Raw genomic sequence first — 24212 nt, 5'->3', positions numbered from 1 at the left:
GACATATAAGGAAAGCTTTATATGTCCTTCTAGCGCTGGCGGCGGCGCAGGGCAACTGCGGTTGCGAGCATGATCGCGGCAACGATCGCGGCCATCGCATTCCCGACGCGCGAGAACAGCGTCGGGGGGAGAGCGGACGGCATCGGCTGCTCGATCGCGCCCGCGGTCTCGTGCGGGACGGTGGCGACGAGGTGGCCATCGGCGGCGATGATCGCCGAAATGCCCGTCGGGGTGGCGCGCAGGATCGGCAGCCCTTCCTCGATCGCGCGCATCCGCGCCTGCGCCAGATGCTGCGGCGGGCCCCATTTGCCGAACCAGGCGTCGTTGGACGGATTGAACAAGATGCGCGGCCGGTGCGCACGGTCGACGACCTCACCCGAGAAGATGATCTCGTAACAGATCTGCATCCCAATCGCGCCGAAGCCGGGCAGCGTCAGGTTTGCCGGGCCCTTGCCCGAGGTGAAGTCGATGTCGCCGGGGACGAGCCGCGCGAGTCCGAGCGGCTTGAGCAGCCACGGCATCGGCAGATATTCGCCATACGGCACCAGATGCGCCTTGTCGTACCGCCCTCGCAACCGCGCCTGCGCGTCGAGCGCGAACACCGAGTTGGCGGCCCCGGAAATCTGATCCCTGGCGTTGAACTCCAGCGCAGTGCCGCCGATCAGCAACATGTCCTGTGGCCCCAGCAGTCGCGCCATGCGGCGGCGGAGGTAGAGCGGGCTCGACCAGCCATAGGCGTAGAAGGGATAGCCGTCCTCGACATAGTCGCGCACGACGCCCTCGGGCCAGACGACGAGCCGCGGCGGCGCGCCGACCCCGCGATCATTGGCGCCGGAGAGCTTTTCAAGCGCGGAGAGCACGCGTTCGCCATCGGTTTCGCTGCGGTCTTCCTGGCCGATGTCGGGCTGGACCACGCGCACCAGCGGCGTGCCGGGGGCAGGCGGCGGCGCATTTGTCCACAGCGCGGACAGCGCCGCGAGGCCAAGCGCGGGCAGCACGATCGCGGGCAGCGCCCAGCGGCGCAGCGCGAGAAACGCCAGCGCCCCCGCCGCCAGCACGGTCACGCCCGACAGCGCATAGGTGCCGATCCACGCCGACAGCCGCGCGACGCCGATCGCGGGCAGCCAGACGACACCGAGCGGATCCCAGGCATAGCCCGTGAACAGCGTCGCGCGCAGCCATTCGGTGGCGATCCAGGCGGCAGCGAAGACCAGCACATAGGTCGCGTCCGGGGAGCCGGGGCGCCGCGCGATCCGCCACGCCAGCGCGCCCGCCAGCATCGGGAACACTGCAAGATACAGCGCGAGCCCGACCGCGGCGAAATAGCCGAGCACCGGCGGCATCGCGTCCTGAAAGTCGAACGCGTGCTGGAACCAGTTGTTGTTCACAGTGAAATGCCCGAGCCCGAACAGCCAGCCGCGCCAGAGCGCCCCCCGCAACGTCGGCGCGCGATGGACGAGCGTCATCCACAGCGCGACCGCGACCAGCGTCAGCGGCCAGAGGTCGAGCGGGGCAAACCCCGTCGCGGCGAGCGCGCCGAGGATGAGGCAGGCGAGGGCGGGGTACGCTGGGGCGGAAAAACGGGTCACGCGGGAGCTATGACGTGGTGGGCAGGGGCGGGCAATATCTTAGCCGGAATCGCGCCATAGCACTCTCCGCTTTACCACCCCGGCGAAGGCCGGGGCCCAGTTGGGGGACGTTGGTAACGACACGCAATGCTTTGTTACCGCGACCTTTCCAGTTGGCCGCCGGCCTCCGCCGGGGGGTAGTTTGGGAAGGGCAGCTCGACCCAAGCCTGTTTCCCCACGAAGGCGGGGACCCAGACTGGGCTCCCGCCTTCGCGGGAGAACAAGGGACCCGCTCGCAATAGGATGACGAATCCGATGGCGTGGTGTGAGGGGCGGGCAATATTCAAGCCGGGCACGGACGATTGCACTCCCTGCTTTACCACCCCGGCGAAGGCCGGGGCCCAGTTGGAAGACGTTCGTGACGACGGGCAATGCTTCGTTACCGCGACCTCTCCAACTGGGCCGCGGCCTTCGCCGGGGTGGGGAAGGGTAGCGCGACCCAAATCTGTTTTCCCGCGAAGGCGGGGGCCCAGACTGTTCTCCCGCCTTCGCGGGAGAACACCGGCGCGCCCGCAAAAGGGTGACGAACCCGATCGCACGACCTATCGTCGCCCGCATGACCCTGCGCCCCTTCCACCTCGCCTTCCCGGTCCACGACCTCGACGCGGCCCGCAGCTTCTACGGCAGCACCCTCGGCTGTCGGGAAGGGCGCTCGAGCGACCACTGGATCGACTTCGACCTGTTCGGCCATCAGATCGTCGCGCATCTCGATCCGTCGGCCAAACCCGTCGCGGTCGAGAATGCGGTCGACGGCCATGCCGTCCCCGTGCCGCATTTCGGCGTCGTGCTGACGATGGACGACTGGACCGCGCTGTCCGAACGCGTCACCGCCGCCGGCATCACGTTCGGGATCGCGCCGCACATCCGCTTCAAGGGCCAGCCCGGCGAGCAGGCGACGATGTTCTTTCTCGATCCCAGCGGCAACGCGCTCGAGTTCAAGGCGTTCGCCCACGACGACATGATTTTCGCGACTTAAGGACTATCCATGGCCAATCCCATCACCGTCGACGTTCCCCACCAGCTCGGCAAGGCCGCGGTCCGCGCCCGCCTCGACGGCGGCATCGACAAGATCAGCGCGAGCATTCCCGGCGGCTCGGTGACCGATCACCGCTGGGACGGCGACACGCTGCACTTCACCATCCAGGCGATGGGCCAGACGATCGCCAGCGCGGTCACCGTGTTCGAAACCAACGTCCATGCGGTGGTCGACCTGCCCGGCATCCTCGGGCTGTTCGCCAGCAAGATCCAGGACATGATCCGCAAGGAAGCGCCCAAGCTCCTGCGCTGACGCCAAAGCGCCGGGGGCGGGTTACGCCCCCGGCGCGCGCCGATAGAGCTCGAAGGCGGCCTTTGCGCCGGCAACGGCTTCCGCGATCCAGGCCTCGTCCGCGGGCTGCGAGTCGATCGCCGCCAGCAACGTGCGCCATTCGCCCGACAGATGCTTCGCGCCGAGATAGGCCGACGGCAGGCCGTCTGGCACCGATCGCGACAGCATGATCCCACCGAGCCGCGAACCCTCGACCACGTACATCGCGCCCCATCCGGCGGCCGCACTCGGCGCCATGTCGAACGTCATCGGTGCCGGCATCGCCTCGCCCAGCGCGGCGAGATCCGCGGCCAGCGCGTCGCGTCGCGACCGGACCGGGACAAGCCCCGCAATACCCTCCAACCATGCCTCCACAGCCGGCAGCGCCTTGGCGTGCGCGACCAAGAACGCGCGGTAATCCTTCGCATCGCTCAGGTCATAGCGGCCGAACCCGGCGTCGACCGCGTCGTGGTCGCTCGCAGTCGCGGCGCGGAGCCGGGCGACGGTCGAAAGCGCCTCGCTCAACAGCACCGCCCTCCGCCCTTGCTGCCGTACCGCGCTTCCTGCCGATCGCGGAAGAACGTGCGTTCGTCCATCGGCGGATGATCGGGATGGCGCTCGGCCATGTGCTGGCAATAGGCGGTATAGGACGGCACGCCGACCATCAGCAGCGCGGTCTCGCGTGCCTTTGCGTAAAAGGCGCGGATCATTTCGCGGCCACCAGCTGCGGCGGGACTTCGGTCACCGTCGGCCGGTCGATCTTCAGCGCTGAGAGGCACGTGCGAATCCCGAAGAACACGATCGACAGCACCACCGCGAGGAACAGCGCGCAGAGCGCCGCATCGATCCGGTCGTTGAAGATGATCCGCTGCATCTCCGCCATCGTCTTGGCGGGTGCGAGCAGCTCGCCGCGCGCCGCCGCGTCGGAGAACTTGGCCGCATGCGCCAGGAAGCCGACCTTCGGATCGCTCGCGAACAGCTTCATCAGCCCGGCGGTGATCGTGCACAGGCACAGCCACGCGGCGGGCAGGATCGTCACCCACGCATAACGCTGGCGCTTCATCCGGAACAGCACGACCGTCGCCAGCACCAGCGCGACCGCGGCGAGCATCTGGTTCGAGATCCCGAACAGCGGCCACAGCGTGTTCACCCCGCCCAGCGGATCGGTGACGCCCTGGTACAGGAAGAAGCCCCATGCGGTCACGCAGAGTGCGGTCGCGATCAGCCCCGGCACGATCGCCGACGCATTGCGGAACGACGGCACCGCAAGGCCGATCAGGTCCTGCAGCATGAACCGCCCCGCGCGCGTGCCGGCATCGACCGCGGTCAGGATGAAAAGCGCCTCGAACAGGATCGCGAAGTGATACCAGAACGCCTTCATCGCCGGCCCGCCGACCAGGTGGCTGAAGATTTCCGACATCGCCACCGCCAGCGTCGGCGCGCCGCCGGTGCGGCTGACGATCGTCGTTTCACCGACGTCCCTGGCGGTTTGCGCGAGCAGCTCGGGGGTAATCGGGAAGCCCATCGCGGTGACCGCGCTCGCCGCCGAGACGAAGTCGGTGCCGACCACGGCCGCCGGGCTGTTCATCGCGAAATAGACGCCGGGATCGAGGATCGACGCGCCGACCAGCGCCATGATCGCGACGAAGCTCTCCATCAGCATCGCGCCATAGCCGATGAACTGCGCATCGCCTTCGCTGGCGATCAGTTTCGGCGTGGTGCCGCTCGCGATCAGCGCGTGGAAGCCGGAGACGGCGCCGCACGCGATCGTGATGAACAGGAACGGGAACAGCCCGCCCGACCAGACCGGGCCGCTGCCGTCGATGAAGGGGGTGAGCGCGGGCATTCGCAACGGCGGCGCGACGACCGCGATGCCGATCGCCAGCGCGACGATCGCGCCGATCTTGAGGAAGGTCGACAGATAGTCGCGCGGCGCCAGCAGCAGCCACACCGGCAGGACGGAGGCGACCGCGCCATAGCCGACCATCAGCACGCACAGCTGCACCGGCGTCAGCGTGAACAGCGGCGCGAGCGTTGGCGAGGCGGCGACGGTGCCGCCATAGACGATCGCGGCGAGCAGCCCGATGACGCCGAGCACGGAGACTTCGCCGACCTTACCCGGCCGGATCCAGCGCGTGTAGATGCCCATCAGGAACGCCAGCGGGATCGTCGCGGCGACGGTGAACAGCCCCCACGGGCTGCCCGCGAGTGCGCGCACCACGATCAGCGCGAGCACCGCGAGGATGATGACCATGATCGCGAACGCGCCGACCAGCGCGATCACGCCGGGGATCGCGCCCATCTCCATGCGGATCAGCTCGCCGAGCGATCGGCCGTCGCGGCGCATCGAGATGAACAGGATCATGAAATCCTGCACCGCGCCCGCCAGCACGACGCCGGCGAGGATCCAGAGCGTACCGGGGAGATAGCCCATCTGCGCGGCGAGCACCGGTCCGACGAGGGGCCCGGCGCCGGCGATGGCGGCGAAATGGTGGCCGAACAGCACGTTGCGATCGGTCGCGACGTAATCGAGCCCGTCGGCACGGCGAAGCGCCGGGGTCTTGCGCGACGGATCGAGCTGCATGACGTGGCGCGCGATGTAGCGTGCGTAGAAGCGATAGGCGATCAGCTGGACCGAGACGGCGGCGGTGACGATCCACAATGCGTTGACGTGCTCGCCACGCTGGAAGGCGACCACCGCGAGTGCGCAGGCTCCGAGCAGGGCCAGTGCGCCCCAACCGATCTTCTCGCGTAAAGTCATGCGTGCGCTCTCCCGTGCCTTCCGTCTGCTCGGCATCGCGTATTCGGGCGCGGAGGGCTAGCCCTGATTAGGCACCGCTCCGCCTAAGCCACCGCCCCGGCAAACGTTACGCCACCGCTTAGGCGAACCTTAAGCGACCACCCCGGCGCAGGCCGGCGCCCAGTTGGAAAGGTCGCAGTAACGGAGCGGGGCGCGTCGTCATATCCGTCCCCCAACTGGGCCCCGGCCTTCGCCGGGGTGGGGGCATGATCTAGGCAAGCCGCCTCGACTAAAGTCGCAGCGTGCGGGACGTAACTCCCGCGCGCTAGCCCTCTCCGCGCTAGCCCTCTCCGCGCTAGCCCTCTCCGCGCTAGCCCTCTCCGCGCTAGCCCTCTCCGCGCTAGCCCCCTCCGCGCTAACCCCCACCGCCCTAATCCTCTCCGCGCTAACCCTCTCCGTGCGCTAACTTGAGGATAAACCCCCTCCCGTCATCCCGGCGGACGCCGGGACCCATCGTTCCGCGTACGCAAACGACAGCGAAGATGCAGAACGGTGGATACCGGAACGAGCCCGACGGGACGGGGCAGGGGCCGCTGTTTGTGATCCGATTTGATCGGGACTTGGAGCGGACGCAGCGCCGCTCTCCACACCAAGGACCGTTCCCCCGCGGACGCGGGGGCCCAGCTAGATACCGTAGCGCTCGGTACCCTGGACCCCCGCCTTCGCGGGGGAACGGGAAGGGCGTAAGTTGTGCTGCCCCCAGACCCAAAAAACTCAAACCTGCGAGTGATGCCCCTTCAGCTCGTCCCCAACGATCCGAACCACATGCAGCACATTGGTCGACCCAGGCGTCCGGAACGGTACGCCCGCCAGCACGATCACCCGGTCGCCGGCCTTGGCGATGCCGTGGCGCAACGCCATCCGCTTCGACTTGGCGACCATGTCCTCGAACGATTCGACGTCGCGCGTATGCACCGCATGCGTGCCCCACAGCAGCCCGAGCCGCCGCGCGGTCTCCTGGCTCGGCGTCAGCACCAGCAGCGGCACCGAAGGCCGCTCGCGCGCGATCCGGCGCGCGGTCGAGCCCGAGGTGGTGAAGCAGATGATCGCGACCGCCGACACCGTCGCGGCGATGTTTTTCGCGGCCTCCGCCAGCGCGTCCGCGGTCGTCGGATCGGGCTTCATCACGGTAAAGTGCATGCGGTCGCCATGTTCCGGGTCGCCTTCGACCGAGACGCCGATCGCATCCATCATCGCCACCGATTCGACCGGCCACGCGCCCGCCGCGCTCTCGGCCGACAGCATGATCGCGTCGGCGCCGTCATAGACCGCGGTCGCGACGTCGGACACTTCCGCGCGCGTCGGCGACGGCGAGGTAATCATCGATTCGAGCATCTGCGTTGCGACCACCACCGGGCGGCCCATCCGGCGCGACACCTCGACGATGCGCTTCTGCAGTGGCGGCACCGCCTGCGGCGGCATCTCGACGCCGAGATCGCCGCGCGCGACCATCACGCCGTCGCACGCCTCGACGATCTCCTCGAGCCGCTCGATCGCGGCGGGCTTCTCGATCTTGGCGAGCAGCGCAGCCTTGCCGCCGATCAGTTTCCGCGCTTCCCACAGATCCTCGGGGCGCTGGACGAACGACAGCGCGATCCAGTCGACCCCCTGATCGACCGCGAAGTCGAGATCGCTGCGATCCTTCTCGGTCAGCGCGGCCATCGGCAGCACGACGTCGGGAACGTTCAGCCCCTTGTTGTTCGACAGCGCACCGCCGACCTCGACGCGCGTCGTGATCTCGCGCGGGCTGTGCGAGACGACGCGCAGGACGAGCTTGCCATCGTCGAGCAGCAGGCGTGCGCCCGGCTCGATCGCCGCGAAGATCTCGTCATGCGGCAGTTCGACGCGGGTCGCGTCGCCCGGTGTCGCGTCGCGGTCGAGCACGAAGGTCGAACCGGTTTCGAGCACCGTGCGGCCGCCGTCGAACTTGCCGACACGCAGCTTGGGGCCCTGGAGATCGGCGAGGATCGTCGACGGGCGACCATATTCTTTTTCCAGCGCGCGAATCGCCTGGATCACCGCGATCTTCGACTGCTGGTCGCCATGGCTCATGTTGATGCGGAACGCGTCGGCGCCGGTGCGGAACAGCGTGGCGATCATCTCGGGCGTGCTGCTGGCAGGGCCTAGCGTCGCGAGGATGCGGACCTTCCGCAAGCGGGGGGCGATAGCGATGGTCATGCGTGCGGTTTCCTCGGGGAAGCTCTTTGCCGCGACGGGCCTTAAACCCTATCTCCGCCGGATCAACCACGGAGCATACGAATGAATCCCGAAACCGACCCGCTCGATACTTTGGACGATGCCGTAGCGGCGCAGGCGTTTCGCCGCCTGATCCGCCACCTCCGCCACCGCGAAGACGCGCAGAATGTCGACCTGATGGGGCTCGCCGGTTTTTGTCGCAATTGCCTGTCCGACTGGGTCGAAGAGGCGGGTAACCTTAACAAGGATGCGGCGCGCGAGACCGTGTACGGGATGCCCTATGCGCAGTGGAAGGCGCATCACCAGGGCGACGCGACCCCTGAGCAGCTCGAACGGATGAAGCAAAGCGTCGCCAAGAACGCACCGCAATCGGCTGGCGCCTGATTTGTGGCGACATGCCGCGGCGTCGCTTGAGCCGAACACGGTAAACGCCTAGACGCGGCGACGCACCCACAGCGGCCTGATTCACGACGTCCTGCGACGGCGATCAACGGCGTGGGGTATTTCGATTGGTTTGAGGCCGGCGCCTGTGGCGCCCGCGAGTGGGGAATTTTCGATGTCTGACGAACGGCAACACGGCATGGGCGGCGGCGCGGTCGCAGCGGACGAACTGCGCCTGCTGATCGAGCGCGCCGAGCGCCTCGAAGAAGAGAAAAAGGGTATCTCGGACGACATCAAGGACGTGATGGCCGAAGCCAAGGGCCGTGGTTACGACCCCAAGGCGATCCGCAAGATCCTGTCGATCCGCAAGAAGAAGAAGGAAGAATATCAGGAGGAAGAGGCGATCCTCGAGGTGTACCTCCAGGCCCTGGGCATGATCTGAGGGGGCTTCGTCCCGTACTATCCGTCATCCCAGCGTTCGCTGGGATGACGATCTTGGGGGTGATCTAACGTAACGAGCCGGCTCAATGAAGCTGGTCGTAGAGATCTGCCCATGTCGGATTGATCGTTGCGATCAGATCGTCCTTCCACGACCGCCGCCACGCCTTCAGCATCTTCTCGCGCGCGATCGCATCCTGGATCGTCTCGTGCTGCTCGGCGAAGACAAGCCTCTTCAATCCATACCGCCGGCAATAGGCAGATCCCGTGTCGATCCGGTGCTGCTGCACGCGCGATGCCAGATGCGCGGTCACGCCGATGTAGAGCATGCCGTAGGGCTTGTTCGTCATCATGTAGACCCAGCCGCCCTGCGCCATGTCACCGCCCCCATCCGTCATCCCAGCGAACGCTGGGATCTCCTGCGGCGAGGAGGAACGTGTCGTGTCCCACACCCGCAAACGGTGGGTGGGGAAAGGCTCCTAGCCGCGGAATATCCCAGCTTTCGCTGGGATGACGGGGGAGTCAATCCGACGGCGTTTAAGCCGCCTCCGCCGGCAGGGTCGTCCAGCCCAGACCCGGGATCGTGATCGAGCGCTTGCCCGCCAGATCGGTGCGGCAGACGATCAGTTCGCGGCTTTCGATATAGCCGATCAGGCGCTTCACGCGGCCGATCGAACTCGTGCCGTACGTTGCCGCGATTCGTGCGTCGGAAGGGCAGGGCTCGCCTTCACGCGCGGCGCGCGCGACCAGCAGGAACGCGCCGAGCATGTCGTCGGGCAGTCCGCTCGCGACGTCGAGTGCGGCGGTCCACGCCTCGTCGGTCATGTCGAAGATGCCCGCGCGGGCGCAACTCAAGCGGCGAACGAAGCCTGGCAGGTCGAGCGGCGGTTTCGTCAGGCCGCCCATCCGGCAGCGCACCTGGAAGTCCTGGAACAGCACTGACGGCGGCCGCAGCGTCGATTCCGGATCCTCGACGATCGCGCGGAACACGTCGGCATAGACTGCCTCGACCTCGTCGTCGGTCTTCTCGGGCGGCGGCGGTGCGGCGGTGCGCGGCTCGGGCGGGCGGGCGATGCCGTCGAGCAGCTCCTCGGCCGGCACACGACGCGGGCGCGAATCGAACAGCAGGCCCAGTTCGGGCGCGTCGACGACCGGCTCGGACAGCAAATCCTGCAGGTCCATCGGCGCGGCGCTGGGGAGGGGAGTGAGCTTTGGACTGCCGCTGCGCGCGGAGGTCGCGACGTCGCCGATCTTTACCGTGATCGGCCGCCGCGACACCGCGGGCCCGAGCGCCATGAAGGTGCCGCGCTGAAGATCGCGAATCGCTTCGGCTTGGCGGCGCTCCATGCCGAGCAGATCGGCGGCGCGCGCCATGTCGATGTCGAGGAAGGTTCGGCCCATCAGGAAGTTCGACGCTTCCGCCGCGACGTTCTTCGCCAGTTTCGCGAGACGCTGGGTCGCGATCACGCCGGCAAGGCCGCGTTTACGGCCGCGGCACATCAGGTTGGTCATCGCCGCGAGCGACGCGCGACGCACTTCCTCGGACACTTCGCCGCCCGTCACCGGCGCGAACATCTGCGCCTCATCGACCACCACCAGCACCGGATACCAATGCTCGCGCGGCGCATCGAACAGCGCGGAGAGGAACGACGCGGCGCAGCGCATCTGCCCCTCGACCTCGAGCCCCTCGAGGCTGAGCACCGCGGACGTTCGATGTTCGCGCAGCCGCGTGGCGATCCGCGCAATCTCGCGTTCGCTATAGTCGCCCGCCTCGATCACGACATGGCCGTGCGGCCCCGCGAGCGTCACGAAATCGCCCTCGGGATCGATCACGATCTGCTGGACATGCCCGGCCGATCGCTCGAGCAGCCGGCGCAGCAGATGCGATTTTCCCGATCCCGAATTGCCCTGCACCAACAGGCGCGTGGCGAGTAGTTCCTCCAGGTCGACGCCGACGGCAGTACCATTGCCGTCGGTGCCCATATTCACGCTAACCGTCATGCCGCGCGTTTGGCAGGTGCGGGCGCTTGGGGGCAAGGAGTCTTTCGCGGGTCTCGTCGCAAGTGCGGTTTTGCGCGCTGGCTTGGACGACGATCCGGGGTACGCCTCGGCATGGCCACATCCTCTCCGCTCGACGATCTCTCGCAACGCCTGCTCGGCAAGCCCCCCGGCGAGCTCGACGACGCGCAGCGCCGCGTGCTCGCGGGAATCGAGGCGGGGACGACGGTCAGCCGCGATGCCGCGAACCTCGCCGACGAACGCGCGACGGTCGGCGAGCGGCTGTCGGACCGCGTGGCCGCGGTCGGCGGGTCGTGGGGGTTCATCATCGCGTTCACCGCGGTGCTCGTTGGCTGGATGATCCTCAATTCGGACATTCTCACGCATTTCGGGCGGGCGTTCGATCCCTATCCCTACATCTTCCTCAACCTGCTGCTGTCGACGGTCGCGGCGATCCAGGCGCCGATCATCATGATGAGCCAGAACCGGCAATCGGCGAAGGACCGTCTCGCCGCCAGCCTCGACTATGAGACCAACCTGCGCGCCGAGCTCGACATCCTGCGCGTGCACCACAAGATCGATCACCTCGTCCTCGCGCGGCTCGACGCGATCGAGGCGAAAATCGACGGTCTGGCGAAAAGCGCCTCCGGAGCCTAAGAGCGGGGCATCAAATCATAGAGGCACAGATGGCAGGCCATTCCAAATATAAGAATATCATGCATCGCAAGGGTGCGCAGGACAAGAAGCGCTCGTCGGCGTTCAGCAAGCTCAGCCGCGAAATCACCGTCGCGGCCAAGATGGGCCTGCCCGACGTCGACATGAACCCGCGCCTGCGCGCGGCGGTCAACGCGGCCAAGGCGGCGTCGCTGCCCAAGGAGAACATCCAGCGCTCGATCGACAAGGCGAGCCGCGGCGATGCCGAGAATTACGAAGAGATCCGCTATGAGGGTTTCGGCCCCGGCGGCGTGTCGCTGATCATCGAGGCGCTGACCGACAACCGCAACCGCACCGCGACCAACGTGCGCGTCGCGGTCGGCAAGAATGGCGGCAACCTAGGCGCGGGCGGTTCGGTCAGCCATGCGTTCGACCGGGTCGGCCTGATCTCGTATCCGGCGAGCGCGGGCGATGCCGACGCGGTGTTCGAAGCCGCGCTCGAAGCGGGCGCCGAGGACGTGTCGTCGAGCGAGGACGGGCATGAGGTCTGGACCGCGCAGGGCGACCTGCACGAAGTCGCCAAGGCGCTCGAGGCGAAGCTCGGCGAAGCCGAAGGCGCCAAGCTTGCCTGGCGCCCGCAGACGATGGTCGCGGTCGACGCCGACGATGCCGCCACGCTGTTCAAGCTGATCGACGCGCTCGACGACGACGACGACGTCCAGACCGTGTGGGGCAATTACGAGATCTCCGACGAGATCATGGAGACCCTGGGCTGAGATGAAGACGGTTGGTTCGCGCGGAGACGCGGAGACGCGGGGAGTGGCGCTTCGTGCAATCGTCCTCCGCGCCAGCGGCCTTCCACCTGTCGGCCAGCCCGATGGAGCGGAAGTCCCGCTGACTCGCGACGATCGCCAAAAGCGCACCACCTCCGCGCCTCCGCGTCTCCGCGCGAACCAACCTTCCTTCTTCTCATGATCATCCTCGGACTAGACCCCGGCCTGGGCACCACAGGCTGGGGCGTCATTCGTGCCGACGGCAACCGGCTGAGCCATATCGCCAACGGCCAGATCAAGACCGACCCGTCGATGGCGCTCCCCCGCCGCCTCACCGCGCTGTACAACGCGCTGATCGACGTCATCCGCACCGAACGCCCCGATGGCGCTGCGGTCGAGGAGGTGCTCGGCAACACCAACGCGCAATCGACGCTCAAGCTCGGCCAGGCACGCGGCGTCGTCCTGCTCGCTGCGGCGGGTGCTGGGCTGCATATCGGCGAATACCACCCCTCGACCGTCAAGAAGGGCGTCGTCGGCACCGGCGGCGCGGACAAGAAGCAGATCCAGGCGATGATGGCGGTCCTGCTGCCCGGCGCGAAACTCGCCGGCCCCGACGCCGCCGACGCGCTGGCAGTAGCGATCACCCACGCGCACCACGTCGCGAGCGCGGCTGCGATGGCGCGACGAACGGGCGTTGGCGCCTGAGAGCAGGCGGACGGGGCGATCCCGATCAGCAACGCAGTCCGGCAATCGATGTGCCCGACACTATTCGTTGTAAGTAATACCCAATTACATCAGGCGCTGTTTCCACTTTTAGCGTCTTGATCCGTCAGCATAGTCATGACCAAGTGGCGGAAAGCTGATGGAGCGTGCGCGGCGTCTCGCTCGCAACGCTTCGGCCGCTACGGCGAGTGATGCCAATTGCGAAAGAGCGCCGCTCTCTATGACGTATGATCTTTTGCAGTCTCGATATTCTCGGATCTTGATCCGACAGCGTCCGCGCGGCGAAGCGTATGGCGGTCTCGTCTGGACTGGTTCGGCATATGCGACGCGGCGGCATCCGGCGAAGCAGGGGGCGTCAAAGCCATTTCGGGCCCGCAGGGGGGGCACGGTTCAAAGTCTCGCGCCGCGCGTGCGAAATTGGCATCCTCGCGCTCCGCACCGGGGAAAGGTTTGCAGCCATGCCATTCGATGCGGCGGCGGCGGGGGCTGCGGCCGGACGACGACCGCCACGGACGCTCTGCACAACGCGGCGGCGGGTTATCCCGCACGCACGCCATCTGCGACAGCCTAGCATGGCGGTGTCGAAAGCCCGTCGCCGTGTCGCGATCCTGCCCAACCTGTCGATCCGGCAGCTCGGCGACGCGGGCCGTGTCCCGACCGCGGATGCGGCGACGCTGACCGAGGCGCTCGGCGGCAATGCGGGCAATGTCGCCTATGTCGACGGGTTGGTCGCGTCGCTCGCCGACTCGCACATGATCACCTGGAGCACGCCGCCCGAGATCGTCCGCGCGACCGCCGACATCATCGTCGTCGCCTGCGCGAACCAGCTCGGCGATCATGTCGATCTGGCGGGCTGGGCGGTGCGGCTCGCGGCGTTCGGTTTGCCCGTGCTGCTGGTCGGTCTGGGGGCGCAGGCCCCTGGGCTCGGTGCGAGTCTCGATCTGAAGCCCGGCACTCGCGCCGCGCTCGACGTCGTCGCCGCGGCGGCGGGCACGGCGCCCGCGATGCTCGTGCGCGGCGCCTATACCGCGGAGATCCTCGCGCGGAACGGCTATGCCTCGACCGTCATCGGCTGTCCGTCGCTGTTCCTGTCGCCGACCCGCGACCTTGGCGCGCGGATCGCGGCGCGCGTCGCGGCCGGGCTAGGACCGCGACCCGCGATCGCGGCCGGCCACCAGCATCATGCCGACATGGCACCGGAGCATCGCCTGATCGCCGCGGCGGAACGCGATGACGGATGCTATGTCGTCCAGCATCCGGCAACGATGATCGCGCTCGCCCGATCGGACCCCGCGGATATGCAAAGCGCGGAGTTCGCGATGCTGGCGCAGCGGTTGCTGCCCGGTCTCACCCCCGCGCAGGTCGTGGCGTGGGGCCGGCGCAGGGCCTTCGTCTTTACCGACAGCCAGAACTGGATGAGCTTCCTGCGCCGTTACGACTATGCGATCGGGCCGCGATTCCACGGCGTGGCGCTTGCCATTCAGGCCCAGCGACCGGGCGTCGTCCTCCATGTCGACAGCCGAACGCGCGAAATGGCGGAGACGATGGCGATCCCGACGCGGTCGTTCGACGACGCGCCGCGATCGGATCTGCGCGATGTCGTCGCAAACGCCTGGACGCCCGGGACCGGCGCGGCATTCGACACCCGCCGCGCAACGCTTGCCCGGGTCTTTCGCACGGCGCTCGAGGCACACGGCATCACCGTCAGCGCGCGGCTGGCGGCGTTGAGCAGATGACGTCGTGCTCGCCAGCCGGACCGGGGCGGCGGGTGACATCCGTCTTGCGCGGATGACAGGACCGCGAGGCGGCCGCCGCGGTCCTGTCCTATAGGCCGCGGCGCCACCACGGAGATCGCCGAATGCGAGAAGTGGGCGGAACACACCCTGCTCACCGATCGCGGCAATGATCGTGCAGTGCGATTCTGCTCGGACATGTTATAAACCTATATTACCGCGAGCCTAAAATCCGGCAAATATAACTATCTCCGTCTTTGACTTAAGGGCATGCTTTGTATGCGCCGTCAAAACGACGCCGTCCTTATTCTGCCTGTTGTTCATCTCCGCGTAAAACTCGGAGAAAACCTTTCCCGAATTGAATTGGTCGGTTACGCGGGTGGCGTTGCCGAAAAGCGTCCTGCTCCATTTCGCTGGATCGGTCGTTTCCCATGATGGGACACCACCTTGGGCCAGTTGTCGATTTGAATATTGAAAGTCGCTGCGGTGTGCCTGCCGGTTTCTAGCCACTTTCACATCAACATACTTTAAATGCGCCAAGGCAATTTTAGAAGTGAACACATACGGTTCGGATAAGTGATGTTGGCCAGAGCCAAAGGTGGCGCTGTTCGAGCGCCAAATTGCCGGCTTGCTATAGGCGGAATGAAATCTGACGAAGCGACGTTGCTGGAGCAGTGGCTGGCTAAAGTCGAAGTCTTTTTCCACGTCGGCATTGTGTATAAACTCTACGCCGGTAGGGGCGACGAACGTAGCGGTTTCACCGTCCAGCAGATCGGACAGCGGAGTGGCGGCGGTCGAGGGCATGGGTATTAAAATTTCATCGACATCGCTCGTGATCACGGTTTCGTATCCGCACAGCGCGGCGCCGGCCAAGGACGACAGGATGGCCGACTTCGTTCGATCGTCAAACGGGAAGCTCGGCATTGCGATCACGCTGACCCGGGTAGTCAGCCCAAGTCGTGCGATGGTCTCAACAACGGGGGGTGTCGAGCCATGGTCCACGATGATCAGTCCGCATCCAGGAAGTTCTCGGGCGTAATGAGTTGCCCACTGTTCGATAAACAACTCCTCATCCTTGACCATAGTTATGCAGCAAAAACGCTGTACGGGCTGGCGTTCTGGCCAAGAAATATCCATATTATCTCCCTATGACGGGGTATGATCCACACCGCTAATGAACTCACTGCAGATTGAGCGGGATTTTATCAATCAAAATTCCTGTAAATTTGTTCGCTTTGAAAATATTAGGGAAATTCAGTATATTGCTAATAGCTGTTCGTAATTATTGTAAAATAAGTACACCGATGTACCATTATGCAAATCAAAAAACCGCAATAATTAGTAAGAAAATAACTCCTCGCGAAATGCGTTAGCCGTATCCAGCATTTGCCATGAAATTGAGAGACCGCTACTGACCGCATGCCAAATGGGGCTGGGGAGCAGAATGTCGGCAGAATCGAAATCTGAAATGTCTGCCGGCAATGAACCGACTAGAGTGTTTGCGATCGGCAGTTGTCGCGTGCACACGCCGCTCAAGCGTGCGCTGGCCGCTGTCCCGGATATGTCTTATATCGGCGACCCGGTATTCGGGTTCGTGCACAGTACTGCCGACATTCACCAGATGCTGGATGTCAACGACGATATCATGCGTCCGCCGAAGGAGTTGTATTCACTCCTGTCGATCAGGAATGAGAAATTCCAACCGGATGACGAAAGCAGGAAAAGACGCGTCATCAAACATGACGTCGTCGTTATTGAAATATCGTCCATCCGTATCTTGAAATATGGATCCTACAGTCTTCAAATTAATCGGCTTAAGGAGATCGTCAAAGAACGGGCGGGCGTTAGAAATGAAGCCGTGGTGACGACGTCACCGCGCTTTGCCGCCGTTCTGGCTTTGGCCCGATCCGTTTCGGAGGGCAGTGATCCGGTATCGGTGGCGCTCAGGGAGTTTGACGACTTTGAGCAGTCTCCCGACGATTTTTACGCAGCGGCGCGATCGATCTTGGACCGGTTGCCCATGCCTGTACTCTTGGTTCCCCATGTGAACCTGACTTCCACCGGGAATCCAATTCCGCAGCGGCAGATCATCAGGGATGCGCTGGAGCGTATCGCAGGCGAATCAGAAAATATCCGCTTCTACGATCCCACGGCATTGGTTCGCGATGTCGGTTATGGCGCGGCGATGGCGGACTCGGCCCATTATCAAGAAGACTTTGAGTTGGCTATGGGCGAGCAACTGGCCGCTCAGATAAAAGGCCTTCTCGACAGATAGGACACTCGTTAATGAACGACACGGCCATATTGTTCGTTATGAACTGGAAGTATATTAGGCCACTTAAGGTCTTGCTATATTCTCTTTATAAGCAGAACTCTCTTCAAAATATCCCGATTATCATGATAACGGATGATAAAAGGGTGGCGAACGACCCGTTCATCCGCGCGGTATCCCATTCTATAGAATTGATGGGGGAGGATGAGCTTGCGCCGTTTTCTTCGATCCGCGGCGAGAAGGTTGCCGAAAAACTGAAGGTCGCCTTTGCCCCAAAGTACACGTTTCTCAAATTTTCGATCTTCAAGGAGCGGGGATTCAAGAGGCATATCTTCATCGATGCGGACATGCTGTGCCTGAACCCTCTCGATGAGGAACTTCTCGCGGCGGATTATCACGTCAAGGCCATGAAGGAGGTGGCATCCTCTCACTTCCCGATCAGGGCGGAGGATCGGAGCAAGTTCAATGAGGCCAAGTCCCTCGCATCGGTGACCAGGGCATTCGAGCCTCAGGAGAATGCGCCGGGGACGGGGATAAACTCTGGCTTCGTCGTCCTTGAAAATGGCGCGATTTCCGATGACGTCTTCGATCTGGCGATCTCGGTCGCGTCGAGCGAGGCGTTTGGCGCCGAACAGCCGGCAACAAGCGAAGTGATCCGGCGGATCCCGGACTGCAAATTCCTCGAGCTTCCAATATGGTATAACGCGAGGCGGCGAGTATTTGAAAGTCTCGGAGAGGCGTTCTTCGACCAACATGCCGATCGTATCAAGCTTCTGCACTATACTCCTGGAAAGCCTTGGGTTCTTGGGGACAGGACTCCGGACTATCTCGATAAGCTATGGCTTAAGTGGGAGCAGGACTCGCTAGAATGGGTCGATGAAGTTACGATCAGGGGGGGGCGCTGTCGGATTAAGTGCTATATGAGCCCGAATTGGCGATTGTAAGAAACTAGAATAGACCTGAACGTTGCTTCGGATAACCACGTCGAGGTGGCGAGATATCTCGCGTTTCTTTTTCTTGTAAAAATTAGGGTCTAGCGATGCAACACACATCGGTGGTGGAGGCCGTCTATTTGATGCGAGTTCTGCTCGCCCGTCGCCCGTCCCAAGCGACCATCGAGCAGTTTGCATCACGAGATTCCGCCCAGAACGCGGCAGTCATACTGACATCGATCGAGTTCAGCAGATGCGTGTTGGAGCCTATGCGGGATGGTCTCCCGCTTGGCCATGAAGCGCGCGGGATCGGGTTCGATCGACCTGCTGCGATATGGTTCGCGAGCGCGTTTTCGTTTTCGGAGCAGACGAAAAAGGGGATCGATGCTGCGAGGGACTGGCGGGGATTGTTCTCCGTTGTCCTTGCCGATCTCGCGCTCATCTCGATCGTTCGTCAGGAATATGGCGCGAGTTCACGCGCCGACGCGTTCTTCAAGGCAATCGAAACATTGTCGTCGAACGTCGTCGCGGCCGATCCTCCCGCGGCGGTCGACGCCGCGCCCGTGACGGAAAAGGGCGCCACGACCAAGGCAGCCGCAATTCCGGCGGCCTCCGTCGTGCCGGCAGCGGTGGTGGAGGTGCAGCCCGCTACTGCCAGCGCGGATCCGGCCAAGGATGAGCCGGAGAATGCCACCTGGCTCATCAATGGGCGTCTGACCTCCTGGACCGGATCGTTTACGAAGCGGATCGAGAAAGGCCGCTCGCCGATAACGAACGGCTGGGCAGCGCTGGTGAAGCCGGCAGGATCGGCCGCGATCATATCGCTGACGAGCATCGTCACGAGAGACCCCGGCAAGGGCGAGCTGGGCGACCTGCGCTATGCGATCTCCTGCGCGACCACGGACCTTCCGAGGTTCGTCCGCATCGAGGCGGAGATCGACCCGGGTCGCATCAAGCCACTGGATGCGTGCCTTCAATTCTACGCCCGCGGCGATTCAAAGACGGTAGGGACCTATCTGAAGGTCAATCGCATCTTCGTTCTGGCGCGGGTCGAGAACCAGGGAAAGACCGAGGATGTCGATTTCGGCGAGATAGCCAAGAACGTCCATGTCGACGCGGTCGGGCGCAATTACAAATTCGATCTACGCCCCAAGGTGCTCGATGCGATGAACGCGGGGACCGTCAAGCATATCTGGGTCGTCTTCGAGATTGCGGCACAGGAGTTCGACTTCAGCCTTTCGGATGTCTTTCTGGGGTCGAACCCCGATCGGCTGCTCACGGAGCCGAGCCGGAACGGTGCGTTCGAAGACCCGAATATCGAAGCCCAGACGTCGCTGCTGAAGGGGCTGGGGGGCTGGCAGAAGCTGGGGCCGCCCGCGCCACGACCGCATTCCGGCGCGCAGGGGAGGAAATGGCAATGGATCGATCGTGTCGGATCGGTCGATATCGTCGTGCCGGTCTACAATGCGATCGAAGAGGTCGAGAACTGCATCCAGTCCATAGTCCGCGCGACACACGTCCCCTATACTTTGACCCTGGTAAATGATGGCTCGAGTCGAGAAACATCGCGGCGTCTCGATAATATCGCCAGCAAGCATCCCTGGATCAGGGTCATCGATAACGGCAGCAACATCGGCTATACCCGTGCCGCCAATGTCGGTCTGGCTGCTTCCACCGCGGAGTATATTGTCCTCCTGAACAGCGACACGATCGTCGGGGAGGATTGGCTTTCCGAAATGCTGTCGTGCATCGTCAATCACCCGAAGGCCGCTGGCGTCGGGGCGCTATCGAACGCGGCGTCTTGGCAGTCGGTGCCTTCGCTGAACGATGCAAAGGGAAAGTGGCGCGTCAATGCCTTGCCTGCCGGATGGACGGTCGATGATTATGCAAGGCTGGTCAGCGACCTGAGCAACAGAGCCTATCCCGCCGTACCGCTGTTGAACGGTTTCTGTACGCTATTCCGGCGTTCCGCATTGGTGGCCGTCGGGTTCCTCGACGAGGAAGGATTCCCGGTCGGCTATGGCGAGGAGAACGACCTCTGTGTACGCCTCACCAAGGCGGGCTACGATCTGCATGTCTGCGACAGTGCGTATGTCTATCATGTGAAATCGGCCAGTTTTGGCAGTGCGAAGCGCGCCGAGCTCGTCAGGGCCGGTACGGCGAAATGCGCCGAGAAGCATCCCGAAGTGGACTGGAAAAGCCTGCAGCGGGTGCTTGGCGAGAGCATTCCCCTCATAGAATTGAGAGCCGCCTTGTCCGAGCACATCAGCAAGCGGGAGTCGTGACCGTGTTCCCAAAAATCCTCTTCGTCCTTCCGAGCAAGGGCGGCGGCGGTGGGCCTAACAGCGTCTTCCAGGAAGCGTGCGGGCTTCACGACCTCGGCTGCTCGGTATCAATCGCGATCAACGGAAAAAACGTCGACCTGTTTCGTCAAAACTATCCCGAAGCCGAGCGCTATCCGCGGCTGACCATCGTCGGTTATCCGGATCGGATCGGCCTGGCCGACATAGCGTCGGGATACGACGTGATCTGCGCTACGACCAACGACTCGGTCTATGATGCCAAGGGCGTCAAGGACGTTCTCGGCGACTCGATCAAATACGCTTATTATGTTCAGGACTATGAGCCCCTGTTCTACGCCTATGGCTCGGAACAGTGGAAACGCTGCTTCGACTCGTACGAATTGATCCCCGGCTGCCAGATGTTCGCGAAGACGGACTGGATATGCCAAGCCGTCTATGAAAATCATGGCATCCGACCGGCGCGCGTCCAGGCGAGCATCGATCATGACGTGTATAACTACAAGCATGAGGACCAGGCTCTAAAGCCGACGCTGGCGGCCATGGTTCGACCCCAGACGCCGCGACGTGCGGCCCAGCGGACCATTCGGGTCCTACAGGAATTATCCACTCTATTCTCGACCCAGATCGATGGATATATATTCGGGGCGACCGATGAGATGCTTGCCAAGGCAGGGCTGGCCGCTCCAGCCTCCTTCACCAATCTGGGCCTGCTGAAGAGAAGCGGGGTTGCGGACGTGCTTCGCAAATCGACGCTCTTCCTCGATCTCTCGGATTATCAGGCCTTCGGACGTACGGCGCTTGAGGCGATGGCGAGCGGGTGCGTCCCGATCGTACCCAAGCTCGGTGGTACGGACGAATTCGCCATCCACGGCAAGAACGCGTTCGTCGTGGATACGCGCGACGAGACGGACATACTGGACGCCGCACGGACGTTTTTAGAGATGAGCGACGCTGATCGGACGACGATGAAGATGGAGGCGTTGTCGACGGCGCAGCGCTATTCGGTGCTGGGGGCAGCCATCAGCGAGCTTCAGCTGTTTCGGAGCCTTGCGCAACGATAGGGTCAAGCGGTCTTCGATCGATCGGTACCAAAGCCAAATTGCGGCCTGAAGCGCAAATTGAGACTCTTGGGAGAGGGTGGCGCGCCGCCTGGATCCGGCCCATCGACGACCGCCGACTAGATAGTCTGAGAGGCAGGGCGGGGCTTAAGGCTGAGGCGGCGATCGCACTCGCGTCCGACCCCATATCGGGCGTTCGCCGGGATCCAGTCGGGTAACGCTGCTCGGCCGGTCACGCGTTTCTGTTTGATCGGCTCGGCATCGCGCGAGCCCTGCGGCGCGCCTCGCGAAAGACGCTTTGATAGGATGACGCGGCGCGTCCTATGTTCTACCGATCGCGGTAATGATCGTGCATCTCAAAGGACGGCTGGACTCGACCGGCATCGACCATGCCGTGATCGACGTCGGCGGCGTCGGGTATCTTGTTGGCGCGTCGGCGCGCACATTGTCGGCGCTCGGGCCGATCGGCGAGGCGTGCACGGTGTTCACCGAACTGCTCGTCGGCGAGGATTTCCAGCGACTGGTGGGCTTTTCGAGCGCGGACGAGCGCGACTGGTTCCGGTTGCTGACGGCCGTGCAGGGGGTGGGCGCGCGCGTCGCTCTGGCGATCCTGTCGGCGCTCGAGCCCGTCGACCTGAGCCGTGCGATCGCCAGCGGCGACAAGGCGATGGTCGCGCGCGCGAACGGCGTCGGGCCCAAGCTCGCCCAGCGTATCGTCATGGAGCTGAAGGACAAGGTCGGCGGCATCGCGCTGGGCCTCGGGCCGGCGGTGGTCAACGCGGCGCCCGGCGCGTCTGCGGATGCCGTGTCGGCGTTGCTCAACCTCGGGTTTCGGCCGAACGAGGCGAGCGTGGCGGTGGCGGCGGCAGACGAGGAACTGGGGCCGGCGGCCTCGCTCGACGCGCTCGTTCGGCTGGCGCTGCGCAAGGCATCGAAGTCGTAGGCGCACCACCGGCCATGCGCTTGCTTCCAGCGCGGCCGCTATAACGGGGTGAGCGGGGGCGATCCGGCGAAATGCGCGTCGAGATTGGCGACGACCAGCGCCGCCATATCGGCGCGGGCGACGACCGTGCCGCTGCCCTGGTGCGGCGACAGCACGACCTGCTCCATCGCTACCAGCGCATCGGGCACGACCGGTTCGTCGGCGAACACGTCGAGCCCTGCACCCGCGATCACCCCCGACCGCAGCGCCGCAACCAGCGCGGGTTCGTCGACCAGGCTGCCGCGCGCGATGTTCACCAGGATGCTGTCGGGCCCGAGCGCGGCGAGAACGGCGGCATCGACGATATGCCGCGTCGCCGCGCCGCCGGGGGCCGCGAGGATCAGCACGTCGCACGCGGCGGCGAGCGATGCGATGTCGGCATGGAACACGCCCTCGACATCGGTCTTCGCGGTGCGCGCGGTGTAATGGAGTTCGCGCGCGAACGGCCGGGCGCGGGCCGCGATCGCCTTGCCGATCTGGCCGAGTCCATAGATTCCGATCCGGCGACCGCTCGCGCGCCGGGCCAACGGCACCTGCCAGCCAGCTTCGCGGACCGCCCGGTCGTTCGCGACGATCCGCCGCTGTACCGCCAGCATCAGCCCGATCGCGAGGTCTGCGACGTCATCGGTCAGCACGTCGGGCGTGGTCGTCACCACGACGCCGCGCGCGCGGGTTGCGGCAAGGTCGATCGCGTCATGGCCGACGCCGTGGATCGCGACGATCTCCAGCACGGGCAGGCGATCGAGCAGCGCTGTATCCACCACGCTCGTCCCGCCGCCGACGATCGCCCGCGTCGTTGCGGGGGGATCCGCCCGGTGCAGCGTGAAGCGCGCGGCCAGCGCCGCCTCCAGCGCGGACGAGACTCCCGACAGCAGATACAGGTCTGGGCGCGTGCGATTGTCGGTCATCGTACCGCCATAGCTGCCTTGCCCCCTTCACCGCGAGCGCGCTATCGCGAGTGGGTGACCGATACAGACCGCATCCTTAACGCCGAAAAGCGTCCCGAAGACGTCGACGCGGCGCTGCGCCCGAAGAACCTTGATGAATTCGTCGGGCAGAAGGCGGCGCGGGAAAATCTGCGCATCTTCATCCAGGCGGCCAAATCGCGCGGTGATGCGCTGGATCACGTGCTGTTCTTCGGGCCGCCGGGGCTCGGCAAGACGACGCTCGCGCAGATCGTCGCGCGCGAGATGGGGGTCGGATTCCGCGCCACCTCGGGGCCGGTGATCGCCAAGTCGGGCGATCTCGCCGCGCTGCTGACCAATCTCGAGGATGGCGACGTGCTGTTCATCGACGAGATCCACCGGTTGCAGCCCGCCGTCGAGGAAGTCCTCTACCCGGCGATGGAGGACCGCGCGCTCGACCTGATGATCGGCGAGGGCCCCAGCGCGCGCTCGGTACGGATCGACCTGCCGCGGTTCACGCTGATCGGCGCGACGACGCGGCAGGGGCTGCTGACGACGCCGCTGCGCGATCGCTTCGGCATCCCGGTGCGGTTGCAATTCTATACCGTCGAGGAACTGGAGCGGGTCGTCTCGCGCGCGGCCGGGCTGTTGGGGCTCGGCATCGCCAAGGACGGCGCGATGGAGGTCGCGCGCCGTTCGCGCGGGACGCCGCGGATCGCCGGGCGGTTGCTGCGGCGCGTGCGCGATTTCGCCAATGTCGCGGGGCACGAGACGGTCGATGCGCGCGCGGCCGACGCGGCGCTCAACCGGCTGGAGGTCGATTCGCTCGGTCTCGATGCGATGGATCGCCGCTATCTGATGATGATCGCGGACATTTATCGTGGCGGCCCGGTCGGCGTCGAGACGCTGGCGGCGGGCCTGAGCGAACCGCGCGACACGATCGAGGAGGTGATCGAGCCCTATCTGATCCAGCTCGGCCTGATCGCGCGCACCGCGCGGGGCCGGTTCCTGAATGCGGGCGGGTGGAAGCATCTCGGCCTGAACCCGCCGGCTGGAAGCCAGGACGGCCTGTTCGACGCGTAACGTTACCCAAGCTGCCGTCATCCTGGGCTCGACCCAGGATCCAGAGC

The 24212-nt window shown here is 64.7% G+C and carries 23 protein-coding genes; 14 read left to right on the top strand and 9 right to left on the bottom strand.

Annotated elements, in window-relative coordinates; translation table 11 throughout:
• Window positions 1–29: 29 nt before the first annotated feature.
• Window positions 30–1589 carry an apolipoprotein N-acyltransferase gene (lnt, locus tag ASE79_RS03730; RefSeq protein ID WP_056411861.1) on the bottom strand — a complete coding sequence of 520 codons (1560 nt, stop codon included), beginning with the start codon at window positions 1587–1589 and terminating at the stop codon, window positions 30–32.
• Window positions 1590–2184: 595 nt separating this feature from the next.
• On the opposite strand from lnt, the gene ASE79_RS03725 reads away from it, so the two are divergent.
• Both ASE79_RS03725 and ASE79_RS03720 read left to right on the top strand, forming a co-directional pair.
• A complete protein-coding gene (locus tag ASE79_RS03725; protein ID WP_056411859.1) occupies window positions 2185–2604 on the top strand; it encodes a VOC family protein in 420 nt (139 codons plus the stop codon).
• 9 nt (window positions 2605–2613) lie between these two features.
• Entirely contained in the window at window positions 2614–2916 is a 303-nt protein-coding gene (locus ASE79_RS03720) for a polyhydroxyalkanoic acid system family protein (protein ID WP_056411856.1), read from the top strand.
• 21 nt (window positions 2917–2937) lie between these two features.
• Here ASE79_RS03720 and ASE79_RS03715 read toward each other — a convergent pair whose 3' ends face one another.
• The 4 genes from ASE79_RS03715 to pyk form a co-directional block, all read right to left on the bottom strand.
• Window positions 2938–3459 carry a biliverdin-producing heme oxygenase gene (locus tag ASE79_RS03715; RefSeq protein WP_056413331.1) on the bottom strand — a complete coding sequence of 174 codons (522 nt, stop codon included), beginning with the start codon at window positions 3457–3459 and terminating at the stop codon, window positions 2938–2940.
• On the bottom strand, window positions 3456–3644 hold the full coding sequence (locus ASE79_RS03710; RefSeq protein ID WP_056411853.1) for a YbdD/YjiX family protein: 189 nt from the start codon (window positions 3642–3644) through the stop codon (window positions 3456–3458). The genes ASE79_RS03715 and ASE79_RS03710 overlap by 4 nt, the downstream gene beginning before the upstream one ends.
• Window positions 3641–5695, bottom strand: coding sequence for a carbon starvation CstA family protein (locus tag ASE79_RS03705; protein WP_056411850.1), 2055 nt, complete (start codon window positions 5693–5695; stop codon window positions 3641–3643). Before ASE79_RS03705 ends, ASE79_RS03710 begins: the two co-directional genes overlap by 4 nt.
• A gap of 753 nt (window positions 5696–6448) precedes the next feature.
• Entirely contained in the window at window positions 6449–7912 is a 1464-nt protein-coding gene (gene pyk / locus ASE79_RS03700) for a pyruvate kinase (protein ID WP_056411849.1), read from the bottom strand.
• Between the two features lie 81 nt (window positions 7913–7993).
• Between pyk and ASE79_RS03695 the strand changes: the two genes are divergently transcribed.
• Both ASE79_RS03695 and ASE79_RS03690 read left to right on the top strand, forming a co-directional pair.
• Window positions 7994–8314, top strand: coding sequence for a DUF1244 domain-containing protein (locus ASE79_RS03695; protein ID WP_056411847.1), 321 nt, complete (start codon window positions 7994–7996; stop codon window positions 8312–8314).
• A gap of 196 nt (window positions 8315–8510) precedes the next feature.
• Window positions 8511–8753 carry a DUF2312 domain-containing protein gene (locus ASE79_RS03690; protein ID WP_197942503.1) on the top strand — a complete coding sequence of 81 codons (243 nt, stop codon included), beginning with the start codon at window positions 8511–8513 and terminating at the stop codon, window positions 8751–8753.
• Window positions 8754–8835: 82 nt separating this feature from the next.
• Here ASE79_RS03690 and ASE79_RS03685 read toward each other — a convergent pair whose 3' ends face one another.
• Together ASE79_RS03685 and ASE79_RS03680 are read right to left on the bottom strand one after the other, a co-directional pair.
• Window positions 8836–9147, bottom strand: a complete 312-nt coding sequence (locus ASE79_RS03685; RefSeq protein WP_235516731.1) for a GIY-YIG nuclease family protein — start codon at window positions 9145–9147, stop codon at window positions 8836–8838.
• A 139-nt stretch (window positions 9148–9286) separates the two neighbouring features.
• The gene (locus ASE79_RS03680; protein ID WP_056411843.1) at window positions 9287–10750 is read right to left on the bottom strand and encodes an ATP-binding protein; all 1464 of its coding nucleotides are present in this window, start codon (window positions 10748–10750) and stop codon (window positions 9287–9289) included.
• 111 nt (window positions 10751–10861) lie between these two features.
• On the opposite strand from ASE79_RS03680, the gene ASE79_RS03675 reads away from it, so the two are divergent.
• The 4 genes from ASE79_RS03675 (at window position 10862) to ASE79_RS03660 (ending at window position 14633) form a co-directional block, all read left to right on the top strand.
• Window positions 10862–11404 carry a DUF1003 domain-containing protein gene (locus ASE79_RS03675; protein WP_056411841.1) on the top strand — a complete coding sequence of 181 codons (543 nt, stop codon included), beginning with the start codon at window positions 10862–10864 and terminating at the stop codon, window positions 11402–11404.
• Between the two features lie 29 nt (window positions 11405–11433).
• Complete coding sequence (locus ASE79_RS03670) at window positions 11434–12177, top strand: YebC/PmpR family DNA-binding transcriptional regulator (RefSeq protein ID WP_056411839.1); 744 nt, start codon at window positions 11434–11436, stop codon at window positions 12175–12177.
• 195 nt (window positions 12178–12372) lie between these two features.
• The gene (ruvC, locus tag ASE79_RS03665; RefSeq protein ID WP_056411838.1) at window positions 12373–12879 is read left to right on the top strand and encodes a crossover junction endodeoxyribonuclease RuvC; all 507 of its coding nucleotides are present in this window, start codon (window positions 12373–12375) and stop codon (window positions 12877–12879) included.
• 590 nt (window positions 12880–13469) lie between these two features.
• Complete coding sequence (locus tag ASE79_RS03660) at window positions 13470–14633, top strand: polysaccharide pyruvyl transferase family protein (RefSeq protein WP_056411836.1); 1164 nt, start codon at window positions 13470–13472, stop codon at window positions 14631–14633.
• Window positions 14634–14855: 222 nt separating this feature from the next.
• Here ASE79_RS03660 and ASE79_RS03655 read toward each other — a convergent pair whose 3' ends face one another.
• Window positions 14856–15767: a hypothetical protein gene (locus ASE79_RS03655; RefSeq protein ID WP_156359503.1), complete on the bottom strand. Its 912-nt coding sequence runs from the start codon at window positions 15765–15767 to the stop codon at window positions 14856–14858.
• A gap of 307 nt (window positions 15768–16074) precedes the next feature.
• On the opposite strand from ASE79_RS03655, the gene ASE79_RS03650 reads away from it, so the two are divergent.
• The 5 genes from ASE79_RS03650 to ruvA all read left to right on the top strand — a co-directional run bounded on the left by ASE79_RS03650 (window position 16075) and on the right by ruvA (window position 22138).
• The gene (locus ASE79_RS03650; protein WP_156359502.1) at window positions 16075–16905 is read left to right on the top strand and encodes a hypothetical protein; all 831 of its coding nucleotides are present in this window, start codon (window positions 16075–16077) and stop codon (window positions 16903–16905) included.
• Between the two features lie 11 nt (window positions 16906–16916).
• Window positions 16917–17846 (top strand): glycosyltransferase, encoded by a 930-nt coding sequence (locus ASE79_RS03645; protein WP_056411828.1) that lies wholly within the window; start codon window positions 16917–16919, stop codon window positions 17844–17846.
• A 95-nt stretch (window positions 17847–17941) separates the two neighbouring features.
• A complete protein-coding gene (locus ASE79_RS03640) occupies window positions 17942–20119 on the top strand; it encodes a glycosyltransferase family 2 protein (RefSeq protein ID WP_082445035.1) in 2178 nt (725 codons plus the stop codon).
• Window positions 20116–21198 (top strand): glycosyltransferase, encoded by a 1083-nt coding sequence (locus ASE79_RS03635; RefSeq protein WP_056411824.1) that lies wholly within the window; start codon window positions 20116–20118, stop codon window positions 21196–21198. Before ASE79_RS03640 ends, ASE79_RS03635 begins: the two co-directional genes overlap by 4 nt.
• Before the next feature lie 340 nt (window positions 21199–21538).
• Window positions 21539–22138 carry a Holliday junction branch migration protein RuvA gene (gene ruvA / locus ASE79_RS03630; protein ID WP_056411822.1) on the top strand — a complete coding sequence of 200 codons (600 nt, stop codon included), beginning with the start codon at window positions 21539–21541 and terminating at the stop codon, window positions 22136–22138.
• 38 nt (window positions 22139–22176) lie between these two features.
• On the opposite strand, the gene ASE79_RS03625 is transcribed toward ruvA, so the two are convergent.
• Window positions 22177–23085: a 2-hydroxyacid dehydrogenase gene (locus tag ASE79_RS03625; RefSeq protein ID WP_056411820.1), complete on the bottom strand. Its 909-nt coding sequence runs from the start codon at window positions 23083–23085 to the stop codon at window positions 22177–22179.
• Between the two features lie 54 nt (window positions 23086–23139).
• On the opposite strand from ASE79_RS03625, the gene ruvB reads away from it, so the two are divergent.
• Window positions 23140–24165, top strand: coding sequence for a Holliday junction branch migration DNA helicase RuvB (ruvB, locus tag ASE79_RS03620; protein ID WP_056411819.1), 1026 nt, complete (start codon window positions 23140–23142; stop codon window positions 24163–24165).
• Window positions 24166–24212 lie beyond the last annotated feature (47 nt).

The organism is Sphingomonas sp. Leaf28, from assembly GCF_001421685.1.
Lineage (GTDB): Bacteria > Pseudomonadota > Alphaproteobacteria > Sphingomonadales > Sphingomonadaceae > Sphingomonas > Sphingomonas aurantiaca.
This window is presented reverse-complemented; position numbering and strand designations above follow the sequence as displayed.

Bases quoted from the DNA above. Each gene is read 5' to 3' on its own strand.
- ASE79_RS03690 (WP_197942503.1), top strand. From the start codon at position 8,511: ATGGGCGGCGGCGCGGTCGCAGCGGACGAACTGCGCCTGCTGATCGAG.
- ASE79_RS03645 (WP_056411828.1), top strand. From the start codon at position 16,917: ATGAACGACACGGCCATATTGTTCGTTATGAACTGGAAGTATATTAGG.
- ASE79_RS03725 (WP_056411859.1), top strand. From the start codon at position 2,185: ATGACCCTGCGCCCCTTCCACCTCGCCTTCCCGGTCCACGACCTCGAC.
- ASE79_RS03685 (WP_235516731.1), bottom strand. From the start codon at position 9,147: ATGACGGATGGGGGCGGTGACATGGCGCAGGGCGGCTGGGTCTACATG.
- ASE79_RS03660 (WP_056411836.1), top strand. From the start codon at position 13,470: ATGGCGGTGTCGAAAGCCCGTCGCCGTGTCGCGATCCTGCCCAACCTG.
- ruvA (WP_056411822.1), top strand. From the start codon at position 21,539: ATGATCGTGCATCTCAAAGGACGGCTGGACTCGACCGGCATCGACCAT.
- ASE79_RS03695 (WP_056411847.1), top strand. From the start codon at position 7,994: ATGAATCCCGAAACCGACCCGCTCGATACTTTGGACGATGCCGTAGCG.
- ASE79_RS03655 (WP_156359503.1), bottom strand. From the start codon at position 15,767: ATGGATATTTCTTGGCCAGAACGCCAGCCCGTACAGCGTTTTTGCTGC.
- ASE79_RS03640 (WP_082445035.1), top strand. From the start codon at position 17,942: ATGCAACACACATCGGTGGTGGAGGCCGTCTATTTGATGCGAGTTCTG.
- ASE79_RS03710 (WP_056411853.1), bottom strand. From the start codon at position 3,644: ATGATCCGCGCCTTTTACGCAAAGGCACGCGAGACCGCGCTGCTGATG.
- ASE79_RS03675 (WP_056411841.1), top strand. From the start codon at position 10,862: ATGGCCACATCCTCTCCGCTCGACGATCTCTCGCAACGCCTGCTCGGC.
- ruvC (WP_056411838.1), top strand. From the start codon at position 12,373: ATGATCATCCTCGGACTAGACCCCGGCCTGGGCACCACAGGCTGGGGC.
- ASE79_RS03680 (WP_056411843.1), bottom strand. From the start codon at position 10,750: ATGACGGTTAGCGTGAATATGGGCACCGACGGCAATGGTACTGCCGTC.
- ASE79_RS03650 (WP_156359502.1), top strand. From the start codon at position 16,075: ATGTCGGCAGAATCGAAATCTGAAATGTCTGCCGGCAATGAACCGACT.
- ASE79_RS03670 (WP_056411839.1), top strand. From the start codon at position 11,434: ATGGCAGGCCATTCCAAATATAAGAATATCATGCATCGCAAGGGTGCG.
- ASE79_RS03625 (WP_056411820.1), bottom strand. From the start codon at position 23,085: ATGACCGACAATCGCACGCGCCCAGACCTGTATCTGCTGTCGGGAGTC.
- ASE79_RS03705 (WP_056411850.1), bottom strand. From the start codon at position 5,695: ATGACTTTACGCGAGAAGATCGGTTGGGGCGCACTGGCCCTGCTCGGA.
- pyk (WP_056411849.1), bottom strand. From the start codon at position 7,912: ATGACCATCGCTATCGCCCCCCGCTTGCGGAAGGTCCGCATCCTCGCG.
- ASE79_RS03720 (WP_056411856.1), top strand. From the start codon at position 2,614: ATGGCCAATCCCATCACCGTCGACGTTCCCCACCAGCTCGGCAAGGCC.